Annotated in this window: 16 protein-coding genes; 7 read left to right on the top strand and 9 right to left on the bottom strand. The window is 43.5% G+C overall.

The window, feature by feature from the left end:
- Positions 1–64: 64 nt before the first annotated feature.
- Positions 65–877 (bottom strand): TIM barrel protein, encoded by an 813-nt coding sequence (locus ACHZBG_RS06300; protein WP_320128601.1) that lies wholly within the window; start codon positions 875–877, stop codon positions 65–67.
- Between the two features lie 366 nt (positions 878–1,243).
- Between ACHZBG_RS06300 and ACHZBG_RS06305 the strand changes: the two genes are divergently transcribed.
- Complete coding sequence (locus tag ACHZBG_RS06305; protein WP_320128602.1) at positions 1,244–1,525, top strand: hypothetical protein; 282 nt, start codon at positions 1,244–1,246, stop codon at positions 1,523–1,525.
- A 132-nt stretch (positions 1,526–1,657) separates the two neighbouring features.
- Entirely contained in the window at positions 1,658–3,055 is a 1,398-nt protein-coding gene (locus tag ACHZBG_RS06310; protein WP_320128603.1) for an ATP-binding protein, read from the top strand.
- A gap of 20 nt (positions 3,056–3,075) precedes the next feature.
- On the opposite strand, the gene ACHZBG_RS06315 is transcribed toward ACHZBG_RS06310, so the two are convergent.
- From ACHZBG_RS06315 to ACHZBG_RS06335, 5 genes are all read right to left on the bottom strand, one after another.
- Complete coding sequence (locus tag ACHZBG_RS06315) at positions 3,076–3,717, bottom strand: ribulose-phosphate 3-epimerase (RefSeq protein ID WP_320128604.1); 642 nt, start codon at positions 3,715–3,717, stop codon at positions 3,076–3,078.
- Positions 3,717–5,219: a xylulokinase gene (gene xylB, locus ACHZBG_RS06320; protein ID WP_320128605.1), complete on the bottom strand. Its 1,503-nt coding sequence runs from the start codon at positions 5,217–5,219 to the stop codon at positions 3,717–3,719. The genes ACHZBG_RS06315 and xylB overlap by 1 nt, the downstream gene beginning before the upstream one ends.
- A gap of 16 nt (positions 5,220–5,235) precedes the next feature.
- Positions 5,236–6,204 carry an ABC transporter permease gene (locus tag ACHZBG_RS06325; protein WP_320128606.1) on the bottom strand — a complete coding sequence of 323 codons (969 nt, stop codon included), beginning with the start codon at positions 6,202–6,204 and terminating at the stop codon, positions 5,236–5,238.
- A gap of 9 nt (positions 6,205–6,213) precedes the next feature.
- Positions 6,214–7,701, bottom strand: a complete 1,488-nt coding sequence (locus ACHZBG_RS06330; RefSeq protein WP_320128607.1) for a sugar ABC transporter ATP-binding protein — start codon at positions 7,699–7,701, stop codon at positions 6,214–6,216.
- 99 nt (positions 7,702–7,800) lie between these two features.
- Positions 7,801–8,736: a sugar ABC transporter substrate-binding protein gene (locus tag ACHZBG_RS06335; RefSeq protein ID WP_320128608.1), complete on the bottom strand. Its 936-nt coding sequence runs from the start codon at positions 8,734–8,736 to the stop codon at positions 7,801–7,803.
- 189 nt (positions 8,737–8,925) lie between these two features.
- Between ACHZBG_RS06335 and hxlB the strand changes: the two genes are divergently transcribed.
- The 5 genes from hxlB (at position 8,926) to ACHZBG_RS06360 (ending at position 11,945) form a co-directional block, all read left to right on the top strand.
- Positions 8,926–9,480 carry a 6-phospho-3-hexuloisomerase gene (gene hxlB, locus ACHZBG_RS06340; RefSeq protein ID WP_320128609.1) on the top strand — a complete coding sequence of 185 codons (555 nt, stop codon included), beginning with the start codon at positions 8,926–8,928 and terminating at the stop codon, positions 9,478–9,480.
- A gap of 10 nt (positions 9,481–9,490) precedes the next feature.
- On the top strand, positions 9,491–10,003 hold the full coding sequence (locus tag ACHZBG_RS06345; RefSeq protein WP_320128610.1) for a VOC family protein: 513 nt from the start codon (positions 9,491–9,493) through the stop codon (positions 10,001–10,003).
- Between the two features lie 51 nt (positions 10,004–10,054).
- Complete coding sequence (locus ACHZBG_RS06350) at positions 10,055–10,822, top strand: DeoR/GlpR family DNA-binding transcription regulator (protein ID WP_320128611.1); 768 nt, start codon at positions 10,055–10,057, stop codon at positions 10,820–10,822.
- Between the two features lie 481 nt (positions 10,823–11,303).
- Positions 11,304–11,552: a hypothetical protein gene (locus ACHZBG_RS06355; protein WP_320128612.1), complete on the top strand. Its 249-nt coding sequence runs from the start codon at positions 11,304–11,306 to the stop codon at positions 11,550–11,552.
- 42 nt (positions 11,553–11,594) lie between these two features.
- A complete protein-coding gene (locus ACHZBG_RS06360; protein WP_320128613.1) occupies positions 11,595–11,945 on the top strand; it encodes a hypothetical protein in 351 nt (116 codons plus the stop codon).
- A 325-nt stretch (positions 11,946–12,270) separates the two neighbouring features.
- Here ACHZBG_RS06360 and ACHZBG_RS06365 read toward each other — a convergent pair whose 3' ends face one another.
- From ACHZBG_RS06365 to ACHZBG_RS06375, 3 genes are read right to left on the bottom strand one after another with little or no spacing between them, the layout of a single operon-like run.
- Entirely contained in the window at positions 12,271–13,158 is an 888-nt protein-coding gene (locus ACHZBG_RS06365; protein WP_320128614.1) for a sugar phosphate isomerase/epimerase, read from the bottom strand.
- Positions 13,155–14,186, bottom strand: coding sequence for a Gfo/Idh/MocA family oxidoreductase (locus ACHZBG_RS06370; protein WP_320128615.1), 1,032 nt, complete (start codon positions 14,184–14,186; stop codon positions 13,155–13,157). The genes ACHZBG_RS06365 and ACHZBG_RS06370 overlap by 4 nt, the downstream gene beginning before the upstream one ends.
- Positions 14,187–14,188: 2 nt before the next feature.
- On the bottom strand, positions 14,189–15,166 hold the full coding sequence (locus ACHZBG_RS06375; protein ID WP_320128616.1) for a zinc-binding alcohol dehydrogenase: 978 nt from the start codon (positions 15,164–15,166) through the stop codon (positions 14,189–14,191).
- Positions 15,167–15,305 lie beyond the last annotated feature (139 nt).

The following is a 15,305-nucleotide window of genomic DNA, read 5'->3' on the forward strand; positions in this document are numbered from 1 at the left end:
ACGGTTCATGACACAGAGGATGACGGACAAAAACCTATCCAATCCAATTCCATGACATCGGTCCCTACAACGCAAACAGCTTAAGGCTCTCGTGCAAAGCCGATTCCAGTTGTGACAGTGACAGCGCCTGTACTTTTGGACTGAAGGCTTCAAAGGAAATACATCCGCAAAAACCTCCACGGAGCAACTTGTCTATTTGATCCTGACTTCCCAGTTCATCGGAAGAAGCTGGCAACAACCGGGCATCATCGACAACTGAAGAAAGAGGAGTCGGAACGGTAACTGAGGAAACATGCACAAGCGCCGTCCGATGCGGATACAATTCCTGTTCTCCCGAAAGATAGTGATGAAAAGTATCATGGACCAGCTGATAACAAGCTGGAAAACCTGATTGGTCTATGGCATCAAGCGCATCCTTCTTGTAGCGCAGACTGCTGGAAACAAACCCCAGGGGTTCCACCAATCCCTGGATTCCGGAATCCAGGAACAAGGGACCATAGATACCAAGTGCCCTGGTCGTATCTTCCATCCGTTGTTCCTTGCTCCTGGCATCATTCTTGTCATTGACGGGACACAGCACGATGGATTCAACGCCAATCAGACGGGAAATGCGAACCATTTCCTGCAACTCGGAATACCGCGTGGACAATTTTTCCTCATCATCATTGAAGCGTTGCAGGGCATTTATGGAAACTATACGAAGCGTAGTATTTTTCCATATTTCCACCCCCAACCCGTCCGTCACATCGGTTTTTCCCAAATCGTTACGCAGTTCCACAGCCCCAAATCCACTACGTTCGGCCAAGGTAAGGAATATGGGTAGAGACAGTGAGGGCGAAACAATCCTATTGAGCCCCAAGACAATCCCCTTCTGCATGTTTTATTTTTCCTCTCTTTACTGATTCTATCAAAATATTTTTGGAAACGTTATCAAAAAACTATGATGGCATCGGAACATCGATTTGTCAACAATTCTCTTTTTCCGGTTCATAACCTAGCTATCTCCAGCAATAGCAAAAATCTTTATTTTTTTTCCACCATATTTGCACGAGGTAAAATTTCTGGTAACGTTTTCAAAAAAACGAGAAAAAATCATATGCCAGAAGGTAAATGAGTCTTTTGCCCAATACAAGCTTGATAGAACCATTTTGACAGGATTATCAGCCTAGAGATCGCCCTGAGCAATTATGGCTGGATACCAGAAGCAGTCAGGACCATTACCGCCGTAACATCCCGTACTTCTATGGAATTCGCAACACCTTTCGGGCATTTTACCTGCGAAAAAGTTCCCCAGAAAACACTATTTGCCGGTGTTGAGAGACTACAGGATGAATCAGGTCCTTGGGAAAATACAAAAACTCACGTCGACCGGACCTGGTTACATGATGCGTTATACAAAAGGATTGCAAGTATCGATTGGTTGGAGACTTCCAATGATGTCAGGCGATTCATACCAGTAGGCGAACAGTTCTCCATAAAGCTCTGGAGTGCAGAAGTATTTCTCCAACAACTGGATACACTATAAAGCCGGTTACCATCTGCAGGAGTGACTTAAGAATGCAAGACATCTTTCAATGACTCGGAAATATCATTTGACTTTTAGGGAATCATAAGTATAATATTCATAAGTATATTAATTTCAAACAAGGAGAAGATCATGTTCATTGGAAGAGAAAGAGAGTTGGCATTGCTTGAAACCCTGCATGCGTCAAACAAGTTTGAATACCTTGTTCTCTATGGCAGAAGACGTATTGGAAAAACTTCTCTTCTGAAGGAATTTTCCAAGGAGCATCCTGTAATTTTCTATTCTGCCCAAGCAAAAAATGACAGTCTGAACCTTGCTGATTTCTCAAAAACCCTTCAGATGCATTTCTCAAACTCCTTTTTTGGTGCGTTCGCGGATTGGGAAGCATCCCTTGATTATCTTACCAGCCAATTATCAGGCAAAAGAATTACCTTGATCATTGATGAATTCCCTTTCATTGCAGAGGTAAACCAAAGCATTAAATCCATCCTACAACATACGATTGACCACAGCTGGAAAGAAAAGAACCTGTTTTTGATACTGTGCGGATCAAGTGTAAGCTTCATGGAGAATGAGGTCATGGGGGCAAAAAGCCCTTTGTATGGACGCGCCACCGGTAACTTGGAGCTTATCGGCTTCGATTACAAGGAAAGTTCCTCTTTTTTCCCGAAGTACACCAACGAAGAAAAACTGCTCAGCTATGGTATCCTGGGGGGAATCCCTTGTTACCTTGAGACTTTCAGTGATGAGTCGACCATTGAGCGGAATATATCGAAGAACATACTTCGCGTGGGTTCATTTCTCAAGGATGAAACTCAGAATCTCTTGAAGATGGAGCTTCGTGAACCTTCAGTCTACAACAGCATCTTTGAAGCCATTGCAACAGGTTCAAGCCGTCTTAATGATATTGCACAAAAGATTCATGAAGAACAAACCAAGTGTTCCAAGTACATCAAGACTCTGAAGGATATGAAACTGGTGGATAAGGTGACTCCTTGCGGGGAGAAGGACTCCAGCAAGAAAACCATCTATCAGATCACAGACAATTTCTTTCTGTTCTGGTATCACTTCATCTTTGCGAACAAGAGCTATTATGAGTTGCTAGGCGACGATGAAGCAGCACAAGAGATACATGACAATCTTTCAGACTATATGGGTCATGTGTTCGAAAAAATATGTACGCAATATTTGATAAGACTTGCCAAGCAAAGAAGACTTCCCTTTGTACCCCACACCATGGGAAGATGGTGGGGGAGCAAGCCCAAGACCAGGAAAGAAGATGACATCGATATCCTTGCCCTTGATACATCAGGGCAATCCGCTATCTTCTGTGAATGTAAATATCGGAACAAGATGTTTGGCATGGATCAATACAAGGACTTCTTCAACGCCACTGCCATCTTCACGGAACCGGTCAATCGCTTCTATTATCTCTTCAGCAAATCGGATTTCACACAGGAAGTGAAAGCCCTGGCACAACAAGATGGAGTTAAGCTTGTAGGGCTGGATGACTTATTTCTGGTTGATTGACCAGGAGTATAAAAAGACTATCAGTATTGCACCGATTTGACAAACGCCAATCTATCCATTGCACTGAAGAATCCACTTCCCGATACAAAAATATCGGCTTTGTTCTTCAACAACGCAATCTCCTTGGTCCCTATGCCACCATCAACTGAAATCAAGAACTTTGAATGCCCTTGTTGCCGCAATTGTAATAACTCATCCACTTTCTGATGGGCTTCTATTTGAAAAGGTGATCCGGCTCTTCCTGGCGATATAGCCATGACCAACACCAAATCCAATTCCCCAAGAAAAGGGGCAATACAAGAAACAGGAGTCTCGGGATTTATCGCAATACCAACTTTTTTATTCTGGGCCCGAATCATCTTGATCAAATATGCAGGCTTAGTAGTCGCTTCCCAATGAAACGTCAGGGCATCACTTCCGGCTTCCGCAAGACAATCAACAAACCGTTCAGGATTATCTACCATAAGATGAGTATCCAGGAACAAGGAAGTGCCCATTCGTATATCCCGTATCAATTTTGGGCCTAGAAACAGATCAGGGGCAAAGTGCCCATCCATGACATCCAAATGTATCCAGGTAGCTTTCGCCTGTTCAATGCTGTCAAGTTCTTCCTTGAGATGGAGGAAATTCGCACTCAACAAAGAAGGGGCCAGTATCGCCATTACAGAATAATCCCCCACTCTTTTTCAATGGTCTCTTTATACTTTGCATAATGCTGCTCATATTCCCTGGTTGCCCCAGTATCGGGAGTCACTTCCATCCGCTCATCATAGGACATACATCCCTTGCTGATCTCAGCCAAACTTTGGTTGGAAAACCCTTTCCATTTTTCATACATATATTGGGCTTGCAGGGCAGCTCCCAGGGCACCACCTTCATCTATGGAAAGACAATGCACAGGCAGAGCAAAAACATTTGCTATTATCTTTCTCCAGGGAGCACTATTGCTGCCTCCCCCGGTAAGGACAAGCTCGTAATCACCACCAAACGCTTCCTGAATCTTGTCATACCCCCATTTCAACGTAAAAATCACTGACTCGGCAGTTGCCCTGATCATATTCTCCCTTGTGAAATTGAGACTGGAAAGATTTTTGAAAAGCCCTCTTGCCTGGGGAAGCGGAGGCATCCTCTCCCCATCGTAGAAGGGAATGGAAACCAACCCTTCCGCTCCTATCGGAGATTTTTCCATTGCACCGTCCAATTCCTTGAGGGAAAGGCCAAAAAGCTTCTGGAGCGTTGTAGTTGCGCTCGTTGCATTCAAGGTACAACAAGTTGCCAGCCATTGGTCTTGTAGAATATCGTACATTTGCAGAAGCGGATCTATGTGGTCACTCATTTTGTTTGTCGCTATGCAAACAGTGCCACTGGTTCCAAGACTTAGGGTACTTCTTCCAGGGACAATGGAAGTAGTTCCTATCGCACCCATCGAATTATCCCCGCCTCCTGCAGCCACCAGGACATCTCTCGAAAGACCAAGCCTGTCGGCAATCTCCGGTAAAATGACACCTATGGGATTTTCCCAACCCACAACAGCAGGGACCAGAGAAGAAAGCCGATTGCTGGGATCAATCAATTTCATCATTTGAGAGGAATACTCTCGATTCTTTACATCATAATACCCTGTCCCGCTTGCTTCACTGCTATCGGTGGCATAGCGTCCGGTAAGATAGAAATTCAAATAGTCATGGGGCAAGAGGACATGCTCTGTCTTGGAGAATATCTCAGGCTCCCTATCAATGAGATATAAAAGCTTGCTTGCCGTATACCCGACAGGAAGCGTGGTTCCAAGAAGTTTCCATCCCTTTCCCAGACCTCCCAATTCATCCAACAGCCTTTCATTATAGGATGCTGTCGAGGTATCGTTCCACAGTTTTACATTTCTGAGTACCTTCCCTTGGCCGTCCAGCACGACCAAACCATGTTGCTGGCCGCTGACGGACAATGCCTTGACTTCACTTCCCTTTATGTTCGCTTTGACAAGCGCCTGTTGTACGGCAAGTTCAAGAGCCTCAGTCCACCATTGGGCCTTTTGCTCCCGGAGCCCGGTATCATCGGAAATCAGTTGGTGTGTAGCATATCCCTTTGAGAGAATCTGCTTTTTTTCGGAATCATAGAGTATTGCCTTGGTACCTTGCGTACCACAATCTATGCCAAGATATATCATGCCACACCTCCTTTTTTCAGACTTGCTGCTTTTTGATAAAATCAATATATACGGCGATCAAGATAACTATCCCCTTTACCACCAACTGCCAAGAAGAGTCTATTCCCAAAAGATTCATTCCATTGGAAAGGACGGCGATGAGAACAACACCGATAATGGTCCCGAAGAGTGTACCTACTCCTCCGCTCATACTGGTTCCGCCAAGCACAACCGCCGCAATGGCATCCATTTCGGCACTGGTACCCGCAGTGGAGGTTCCGCTGAACATTCGGGAAGCCAACAGGATCCCTGCCAGGGAAGCCATCAAGGAACTGAAAACATAGACAAAGAAAGTCACCCGCTTGGTATTGATGCCACTGAAGTTGGCAGCCATCAGGTTGCCTCCAGTAGCATAGATATTTCTTCCTGTCTTGGTTTTGTTCAGTATCAACCAGGTGATGATACAAACCACTATTATATAAAAGACTTGGGTAGGAACAATCCCGACATAACCGGTACCAATGAAACCAAAGAAATCATTGTTGATGGAAATAGTCTTGCTACTGGTATAAAGCCGGGCAATTCCTCGGCCGATATTCATCATTGCAAGGGTTATGATAAAAGGAGGAATACTTGTAGAAGCAATGATTCCACCAGTAACGACACCGATCAAGAGCCCAAAAAGCAAAGCCAGGAAGATTGCCGCCATGGGGGACATGCCATTGTTGGTAATGAAACCTGCCACAAGACAGCCGGTTACGGCAATGGTAGATCCTACTGAAAGATCGATTCCACCAAGAAGGATTACCAGCAACATTCCGCAAGAAAGAAACATATTGGTCGATAATTGCCGCAGGATGTTGAATACATTTCTGGAGCTTAGGAAAACAGGGCTGATGATGGAAAGTGCAAGACATAAGGCAAGGAGTCCTATTATCAAGCCAAGTTGTTCCTTGATAGCCTTGTAGAAAAAATTGCCTGAAAGTTTTTCGAGTGGATTATTCATGTTTGATTCCTATTTAATATCTTTGGTAGCAAGACGCATGATTGCTTCTTGCGTGAAGTTCCCATCGAGAACTCCAGCGACCTTCCCTTGGTTCATCACCACGATTCGATCACACATATTGATGAGCTCAGGCAATTCGGAAGAAATAAAGACGATACTCATTCCTTCCTTGGCGAGCTCATTGATTATGGCGTAGATTTCCGATTTTGCACCGACATCAATCCCTCTGGTAGGTTCATCAAGTATCAGCACCTTGGGATTCGTAGCCAACCACCGACTGATAATTACCTTTTGTTGATTTCCTCCGGATAATTTTGAGATCAATTGGGAGAGAGAAGGAGTCTTCACCCGCATTTTTGTCGTGTATTTCTCAACGATTTCCAATTCCTTCTTTTTATTGACGTGGATTCCTTTTATGAAATAGGGAAGCATCTCGATGGAAGTGTTGAAACTGATATCCCTTTGCGGATACATTCCCTCTGCCTTTCTATTTTCTGGAACCAGACCGATTCCCTGCTGCATTGCGGATTTTGGATTTTTTGTAGTAATCTCTTTGCCGTCAAGCAGGACCTTTCCTGATTTTCGTTTTGAAAGGCCAAACAAGCATTTCATGGTCTCGCTTCGGCCGGCTCCGATGAGCCCTGCAAACCCAAGGATCTCACCTTTACATACATCAAAGGAGACGTCTCTTACAGTCTTTCCATCCGAGAGATGCTCTACCTCAAGAATTTTTCTATCGGGTACATACGGCGTCTTGGTATAAAAACTGGAAAGTTCCCGTCCTACCATCATGGAAATGAGTTGTGATCTATCAGAAGTAGCGGTATCAACGGTACCTATGTATTTTCCATCCCGCATGACCGTTATACGATCGGAAATTTCATACAGTTCACTCATTCTATGGGAAATATAGATTATCCCTATTCCTGTTGCCTTCAATTTCCTGATCGCCTGAAAGAGAACCTCGACTTCTTTGTCCGTAAGTGAGGATGTAGGCTCATCCATTACAATAATCCTTGCGCCAAAGGAAATTGCCCGCAAAATTTCAATCATCTGTTGGTTCGCGATACTTAGGCTGCCAAGCTTATCATTCGCATCAAGCTCTAGGCCGGCTTCATCAAGCAATTGTTGGGCTTTTTTCACCATTGCCTTGTCATCCAGAAAGCCTTTCTTTGTGGTCAACCTTCCCAAAAAGATGTTATCAGCTATGGTCATTTCCGGAATTGTCATCAATTCCTGGTGGATGATACTGACTCCATTGAGCCTCGCATCATGGATATTGCCGATGACTACTTTCTTGCCTGCAATTTCAATTTCACCCGACTCAGGTCTATAAATACCACCAAGAACTTTTATCAGAGTCGATTTTCCTGCACCATTCTCACCAAGAAGGGCGTGCACTTCTCCCGCTTTCACCTCTAGCTGAGCAGAATCCAAAGCCAACACACCCGGAAACCTCTTTATGATATTGCTCATTCGTAATAATACGTCATTCACGGTTATGTACTCCCAAAATACAACTATCCAGCAGTAACCAAACTGACAAGAGAGAGGCATGGGGATTCCACGCCTCTCACCAGCTAATTATACAAGATACTATTGCCAGAATCCGAGATAGTCTTTGGCATTGCTTTTATCGATGAGGAAGGTCTTTACATAGAATTCCTTGTCAAAAGGTTTACCACCGAGAATATTGTAGGCGACTTCAGCACATTTTACACCAATTTGCTTAGGACTCTGGGCAGCGGTACCAGCATATTGCGTTCCCTGGGCAATGACTTCCTTCGATTCAGGAGCACCATCGACACCATAGACAAGAACATTTGCATTGGCCTCGACTACGGCAGAATAGGCACCCATGCCACTTTGGTCATTTACGCAGAAGAAAGCTTTCAAATCAGGGTGGGCTGTCAGGATATCAGTTGCCTTTTCCAGACCAGGACCCGGCTTTCCCTGTGCATCGAACTGGGCAACAATGGTAAAGTTCTTATTAAGCTTTGCCAGGAAACCGTTGGTACGGTCAAGACAGGCACTGTTGGCAGGATAATCCAGGATTGCGATGTTTCCACCGTCAGGACAGGCTTTGTTCAAGGCCTCTGCACAAATCTCGCCGGCTCCGATATTATCACTGGCAATGTAGGAAGCTACCAAATCCAGATCAGCTACGGAAGTATCAAAGTTGACGACTGGAATTCCTGCTTTTTTCAAGGCAAGCAACGCAGGCTTGATGCCGTTTCGATCAACAGGGTTCAAGAAGACCACATCGACACCCTTTACGATAAAGTCATCTATGATGTCAAGCTGTTTTTGGTTATCCTGCTGTGCATCAATAATAATGCATTCATCACCATTTTTCTCGGCAATGTCCTTGATGCTCTGCCCAATGGTTTCAAAGAAATCACTTGCAGCCCAATACGTATAACCAAAAACCTTATGATCTTTCTTGGGGGCTTCTTTGGTTCCATTTGCAAATACCGTTGTTGAGGCAATCAAGGCCAGTACTAATGCGAGAACAACAATTTTCCTCTTCATTCCTTTTTCCTCCTAGGGAAATACGTTCATATGTCCTTTCGAACATCTTTTGTTAAAGTATTACCATTCAATGTTTGAGTTGTCAACATTTAAATTATAAATTTCTTTTTCTTTAATAATTTGTTGACTAATTTAACTTTTAATGTAGAATTATGGTAAAGTATTACCAATTTATTATATGAGGCACGTATGGATACTTTTCGAAAGGCCAGTGAATACATAGTATCGGAAATCGCTTCCGCATTGAAGGCGATCAAGGAAGAGCAGCAAGAATCGCTCATGCAATCAATCCAACAAGCAAAACGAGTTTTCTTTGTTGGTGCCGGCAGATCCTGTTTGATGTTGAATGCTTTTTGCATGCGTCTCAACCATCTGGGAATTGAATCCTATGTAGCAGGGAACATTCCTTGTCCACCCGTGGGACAAGAAGACTTGGTCATTGCCATGACAGGCTCTGGGTCAACGGCCTCAGTCCTTGCGATTACCTCGCATAGCAAGGAATATGGAACAACGGTGTTTGCCATTACGGCGGGACCTGACACCTTGATCGAAAAGATTTCTGACAAGGTGCTCTACATTCCAGCTCCTACAAAAGAGAGCCCCAGTCCAGGAAAAACAAGTAGTCAGTTAATGGGAACTTTGTTTGAACAGGTGGCCTCCATTATATTTGACACGATTATCATGCAATTGAGTGAAGACAGGGACCTTGAGAAGATAGCGGCCCGTCATACAAATCTTGAATAGGAGTACTACCATGGAAACTGATGACAAGGTGTCCTTTTTGGGCTTATCCGTTGGGCAACTGGGTTTTGTTGTTGAGAATGTTGATGCAATGATACAGGATTATTATACAAAATTCGGCATAGGTGATTGGAAACTCTATACCTATGGAGCTCCCCTCCTCTCTTTCATGAATTATAAGGGAAAACCAATACAGTATAAGGCAAGAATTGCCCTCAGTTATTTCGGAACTACGAGAATTGAATTGATTCAACCTCTTGAGGGGCATACGATTTATTCCGATTTCATCGAGAAGCATGGGCACGGGTTGCAACATCTTGGAGTTTACGTGCAAGACATACAAAAGGCGTTGAAGGAAGCAGAGGCTGGCGGTTTCTCGGTTGTCATGGAAGGAGGAGGCTTCGGACTCGATGGCGATGGGCATTTTGCCTACCTCGATACCGAGGAGAAATATGGGATTTGCTATGAACTCATCCAGCGGCCCTTACGTCGGCATGAACCTGAAAGCATTTTTCCTTGTGATTGATGATTATTCCTCCTTTAGAAAAATCAAAAACTAGGGTACTATGGGTAATTGATGGATACCTTGAACAATAGACAATGCAAGGAAGTTGAGATAATCAACAACTTGCACTTCACCACAATTAAGGATTTGGCCTCTGCCCTGAAAGTATCGGAAATGACAGTCCGCAGGGATTGTCTTTTGTTGGATGAGAAAGGGTTGGTAAAACAAGTCTATGGGGGCATTACGTCCAGGGCTCTTGATAAGATGCCCAACTATGCCGTCGATTCTGAGCTGAGCAAGAATACCTTGATAAAGGAAAGGATTGCCAAGAAGGCCTTGAGCCTGCTTACCCCCGGGGAAGTCTTCTTCCTCGATTCCGGCACGACCACGGCAACCCTTGCCGAACTATTGCCGCAGGATGCATCGTTTACTATTCTCACGGCTTCCTTCCATTCCCTCGAACCGTTGGTAAAACTCGATGATTGTTCCATAATTTGTCCTGGTGGTATTTTTGCCAACAAGCCAAAAGTCTTCTATAACCAGGAGTCTGCCAGTTTTCTGAGGCGTTACCGGGCAGGAAAATGCTTTATCGGGGCAACGGGATTTGATATCAACCAAGGCATTACCTGCAGTTACTTTGAGGATGTTCCCTTGAAACAGGCCATGATTGACTCCAGTCAGGAAAAGATCCTCATGCTTGACTCAAGTAAGTTCAATAAGATCAGCACCTGTGTATTTGCCAATGTCTCCACATTCACCACCATCATAACCGATGATGGCATTCCCCAGCCCTATATCGATTTCATTCGAGCAGCAGGCATTACTTTGCATATCGTGTAATTATCCTTGTATATCCCCTTGTCTTCTGCTCAGCAATCTGTTCCTTGTAACCCGGATTTATTAATCCTATGAAATACCCTCTTCTCTCTTCGGCTTACCCGGTTAAGAGTTCAACACTTTCTTGTTTTATATTGCATGAGAAAACGCCTCAAAGCAGTAGCAAAAATCTATGATTGTATCGATGAAAGCAATTCATAACTTCAGGGCATGTATTGGTAGAGGTAACCAGAATACAAAACCTTGGGATATTCCCTGATTTTACAGAGTCAAATGGTTCTTCTTGAAAATACCGAGAATCCTTACCTTTTATGATAAGTTTGCTCTTATTTGGATGAGAGGAATTTGAAGAAATAAGAAATAAAAGATAAAATTGTCTGGTAATGCAAAGGACGAAGACCTCCCAAGAATCTCCAACACTATACAAAAAAACAATGATGAATTATACTCTTCTTTGTGGGATATCCCACAAAGGAATATAATAATGCAAGCAACAATGGAATATGATGCCTCAGTCGATATGAAAAAGCGAATCACGCTTCGTGGCTCGAAATATTCTCACTACCATGTAGAGGAATGTGAAGACGGAAGAATCATCCTCGAACCAAGGGTCTTGGTATCTCCCTTCGAGCTTTCAAAAAACACACTCTCAGTAATGGATTCCTCCATGGAAAACTACAAAAAAGGTACTGTATCAAAACCAGTTGATCTTTCATCCCTACCTCAGGAATAGGCTAACAATCCAATGTATATAATTCGGTTGGGAGTTCCTGAAATGGAAAAACTCTGGACAAGCCTTTTACAAAAAAAAGAAACCGGTACCCTTTGCAAGAAGGAGGACCTCCTATACAAAAAGATGGGTAAGGCCATGGTTCTCTTATCAAGAGATCCAAGATACCCAGGACTTGCCAGCCATGAAATTGACGCATTAAGCAAGCGATATGGTATAAAAGTTTGGCAATCCTACCTTGAAAACAAGACTAGCAAAGCTGGTCGAATTTTTTGGATATACGGACCAGGCAAACAGGAAATCACAATAATAGGACTCGAACCCCACCCAGAAGACAAGAAAAAATCAGGGTACACGAAAGTCACATTGTCAGCTTCAGGAAAAGTAGAACTATAGGTCATTAACCCAAGAAACGAATTTTCAACCACCATTTGGATATTGTCCATACCCGTTTAAAAGACAGGAGCAATTCACTGATACAAGGGGCTTCCTGTCTCCCAAAAATTGATTGAGTTATTATATCAGAATTCAAATACCAGCTAGCCAAAAGCTTTCCTACTCCCTAGGCGAAACTGTAAATATCTTTAGTAAGTGGCTTTGAAGCAATATGCCAGCAATTGACAGCTGGCATATTGAATATATATCAATCGGGAAAATATTGCTTCTGCAAGGAAAGGATGAAATCCTTCCTTATAAAACAATCCCAGAAGAGCTACGCGATCTACTGCAGAGAGCCCTCAAGGAAGGCCTTCTCAACGATACTTGAAAACGCATTGTATTGAGCGACGAAGCCGTCCTTTCCCGTCTTGAAACCAGTATCTCCAAGTATTTCCGTTACGCTTTTCCGTTCGAGTTGGCTCAAGATATCAAACAATACCAAGTGGGGTTCAAGAGTTGCAAAATAGTCCTTTTTTTCCATCAGGGCTCTCTTGATGATCTGGTCGATCTTCCCTGCGCCCGTACCACATAAGACATTCTTACCACCTTTTTGGTAAGCATCCTTGATATGGAAATCTTCAATATAGGGTTTTAACAATTCATACGCTTCCAAAGGATCTTCCTGGCATTGGACAAAATTGGCAAAATCAAAGATGGCCCGGAAATACCGGTTATCTATCGTGTTTAAAAGATCCAGGCAATGCAAGGAAGAATCCCCATAGATATCTTTCTCATTTTCATGCAATACAGTAATTCCTTCCCTTGAAAATTCCTGAACCATTTCCCTGAGATTTTCAAGGACAGCCTCCCTCCAATAGTCAGGAGATGTTCCTGAAGGAAGATAATAGCTAAACACCCTGATATACGAACACCCCAGTAATTTCGCAATGTCCTTTACCTGGGAATACTTTTTTTTCTGATCCAAGATTGCTTGCTGATCATCAATGAAGACTTTTCCGAAAGGAGTACCAAGACAAGCAACTTCAAGCTGATAGTCTTGAAGAAGTGGAAGGACCATCGTCTTGATTTCATTCAGCGGTACATCACAAATATTCAATTTCCCAATACTACGCAGACATACCTGATGCATACCCAACTCATGGGCGACTTTGAGTTGGTCTTCAAAATCCTTGCTAATTTCATCTATAAAGCCTGATATCATGAAACTCATTTGAAATAGACCTCCTCTTTTTTATCGGATGCCACATATATTGATTTAATTAATGCAAGACTGGCAAGGGCATCTTTTCCCGTTACACGAGGGGATCTTCCATTTTGAATTGCCTCTACAAAATCCTGATATTGCCTGGCATGGGATTCCTCATCGATATCAGGACTCACGTTGAGAGCATTCGCCTTGGAAGGACTCATCAGCTTTTCAAAATTTTCATCCTTGCCATCCATAAATTGATAAAACAACAGCTCATCATTCTTTATAATGACCGAACCTTTTTCAGCATAAATGGCAAGTTCCGCAAACAAGCCAGGATAGGCAACCGTTGTGCCTTCAATGGTCCCGATAGCTCCGTTCTCGAATTCAATGTTGGCTACTCCAACATCTTCTGTCTCGATTTGGCTATGCAACAAGGTACGACATTTGGCACTTACGCTCTTGGGCTTGCCCATGATATATAAGAGCAAGTCAATGTAATGAATGGATTGGTTGATCAAGGCACCTCCCCCGTCATATTTCCACGTACCCCTCCAAGGGTTACTGAAATAAACGTCATCCCGGTACCAGATGGTTTTTGCCGAACCCCAAAGAACCTTTCCCAATTTGCCTGAATCGATGTATTGCTTCAAAAGCTCTATCGGTTTGTCAAAACGATGTTGCATGATACAACCAAAGGCAACACCATTCGAACAAGCAGCTGCAACCATTTGCTCTGCCCTGGAAACCTCGATATCAATCGGTTTTTCGCATAGAATATGTTTTTTCGCGTTGGCAGCTTCCAGGGCCACCACACTATGGAGACCGGAAGGAAGACAAATTACAATCGCATCCACTTCAGGATTGGAAAATAAGGTATGGTAATCAGTATGGAATTGACAGGCAAAGTTGGCCGAAACGTTTTTTGCCTCTTTTTCATCCTGATCAACAACTGCAATAAGTTTTGCACCCTTTGTCCTGGCAATTACCCTCGCATGCAATTTCCCGATAAAGCCACAACCAATAACCCCGAATCCTATGGTTTTCATGTTCATTCCTCATTAAACGCAAAGGCTACGAGTATCAGGGAAGAATTCCGAGCGGCAAGCCTGTCATAAACTACCTGGGCATTTTCGGGTGCTGATACTTCATTGATCAGGGGAAGAAGCTGAATTCTTTTTTCAGCAAGCAAATTGATTATTGTCTGTTCATCAATTTTATGGCTTCTGAAATGACCAAAACAATCTCGGTCGGACTGGGCTCTGTGCATTTCATGGGCACCAATTACTTGTATTCCCTTTCTGTGAATATCTGCATAGACATTCAAACCATCGACCAAGCCCCTCGTAGAACCTAACAAAACAACAGTGCCAAGAGGCTTTGCCATATGCAAGGCAGTCAAGACGGCTTTTGGATTTCCGGTGGCCTCGACAACCACATTGAAGGCATTCAGATTCTCCGGATCATTCCCATTTTCCTTGCAGTACTTTATTCCGCAAGAAACTGCATTCTCCCGCCTGGATTCGATGAAATCAAACCCCACTACCTTCCCGGCTCCTGCGACATGGGCAATCTGGGCTGCCAGATTTCCAATGGCCCCAAGCCCAAGTACTGCCACGGCATCACCTATCTGAATGTCAGCTTTTCTTATTCCCTGCAAGGAAATTGAGGCAAGACGGAAGGCAGAAGCCTCAAGCGAGTCGATACAAGAGGGAATTTTAGTGCATTTTTCAGCTTTTTCAATGAAATATGAGCAATGAGGAACATTAGCTACCACCCTATCGCCAATACTGAAGTCCTGTACCTCCTTGCCAATCTTCTCAATCCGGCCAGAACAACTATATCCGGGGTAATACGGGTACTGGCCCGGGGTATTTTCCATATGGTTGATCCAAGCTAATTCGGTACCAGGTGAAATCGTACTGAACAATGTTTTCACAAGGACTTCATCATCCTTGATCTCTCCAAGCTCCACTTCGATGAGTTTCACTTTTCCTGGCTCATAGGCACAAATTTTTTTGCAATACATACGTTTCAATCTCCTCGAAAACCCGAATTATTTTTTACTATGGAAACTATTAGAACACATAGGAAATATTATTTACATTGCAATTCATTGCTTCTTATTGTCGATTTTTTACCTACCAAAACCGTGTTATACTGGAACA

The sequence above is a fragment of the uncultured Sphaerochaeta sp. genome (assembly GCF_963676625.2).
In the GTDB taxonomy this organism is placed as follows: Bacteria; Spirochaetota; Spirochaetia; order Sphaerochaetales; family Sphaerochaetaceae; genus Sphaerochaeta.

What these genes read in the sequence shown, in the direction of transcription:
- ACHZBG_RS06365 (WP_320128614.1), bottom strand. Translation starts at nt 13,158, where the DNA reads ATGAGTTTCATGATATCAGGCTTTATAGATGAAATTAGCAAGGATTTT.
- ACHZBG_RS06300 (WP_320128601.1), bottom strand. Translation starts at nt 877, where the DNA reads ATGCAGAAGGGGATTGTCTTGGGGCTCAATAGGATTGTTTCGCCCTCA.
- ACHZBG_RS06350 (WP_320128611.1), top strand. Translation starts at nt 10,055, where the DNA reads ATGGATACCTTGAACAATAGACAATGCAAGGAAGTTGAGATAATCAAC.
- ACHZBG_RS06305 (WP_320128602.1), top strand. Translation starts at nt 1,244, where the DNA reads ATGGAATTCGCAACACCTTTCGGGCATTTTACCTGCGAAAAAGTTCCC.
- ACHZBG_RS06325 (WP_320128606.1), bottom strand. Translation starts at nt 6,204, where the DNA reads ATGAATAATCCACTCGAAAAACTTTCAGGCAATTTTTTCTACAAGGCT.
- hxlB (WP_320128609.1), top strand. Translation starts at nt 8,926, where the DNA reads ATGGATACTTTTCGAAAGGCCAGTGAATACATAGTATCGGAAATCGCT.
- ACHZBG_RS06315 (WP_320128604.1), bottom strand. Translation starts at nt 3,717, where the DNA reads ATGGCGATACTGGCCCCTTCTTTGTTGAGTGCGAATTTCCTCCATCTC.
- ACHZBG_RS06335 (WP_320128608.1), bottom strand. Translation starts at nt 8,736, where the DNA reads ATGAAGAGGAAAATTGTTGTTCTCGCATTAGTACTGGCCTTGATTGCC.
- ACHZBG_RS06345 (WP_320128610.1), top strand. Translation starts at nt 9,491, where the DNA reads ATGGAAACTGATGACAAGGTGTCCTTTTTGGGCTTATCCGTTGGGCAA.
- ACHZBG_RS06310 (WP_320128603.1), top strand. Translation starts at nt 1,658, where the DNA reads ATGTTCATTGGAAGAGAAAGAGAGTTGGCATTGCTTGAAACCCTGCAT.
- xylB (WP_320128605.1), bottom strand. Translation starts at nt 5,219, where the DNA reads ATGATATATCTTGGCATAGATTGTGGTACGCAAGGTACCAAGGCAATA.
- ACHZBG_RS06375 (WP_320128616.1), bottom strand. Translation starts at nt 15,166, where the DNA reads ATGTATTGCAAAAAAATTTGTGCCTATGAGCCAGGAAAAGTGAAACTC.
- ACHZBG_RS06370 (WP_320128615.1), bottom strand. Translation starts at nt 14,186, where the DNA reads ATGAAAACCATAGGATTCGGGGTTATTGGTTGTGGCTTTATCGGGAAA.
- ACHZBG_RS06360 (WP_320128613.1), top strand. Translation starts at nt 11,595, where the DNA reads ATGGAAAAACTCTGGACAAGCCTTTTACAAAAAAAAGAAACCGGTACC.
- ACHZBG_RS06355 (WP_320128612.1), top strand. Translation starts at nt 11,304, where the DNA reads ATGCAAGCAACAATGGAATATGATGCCTCAGTCGATATGAAAAAGCGA.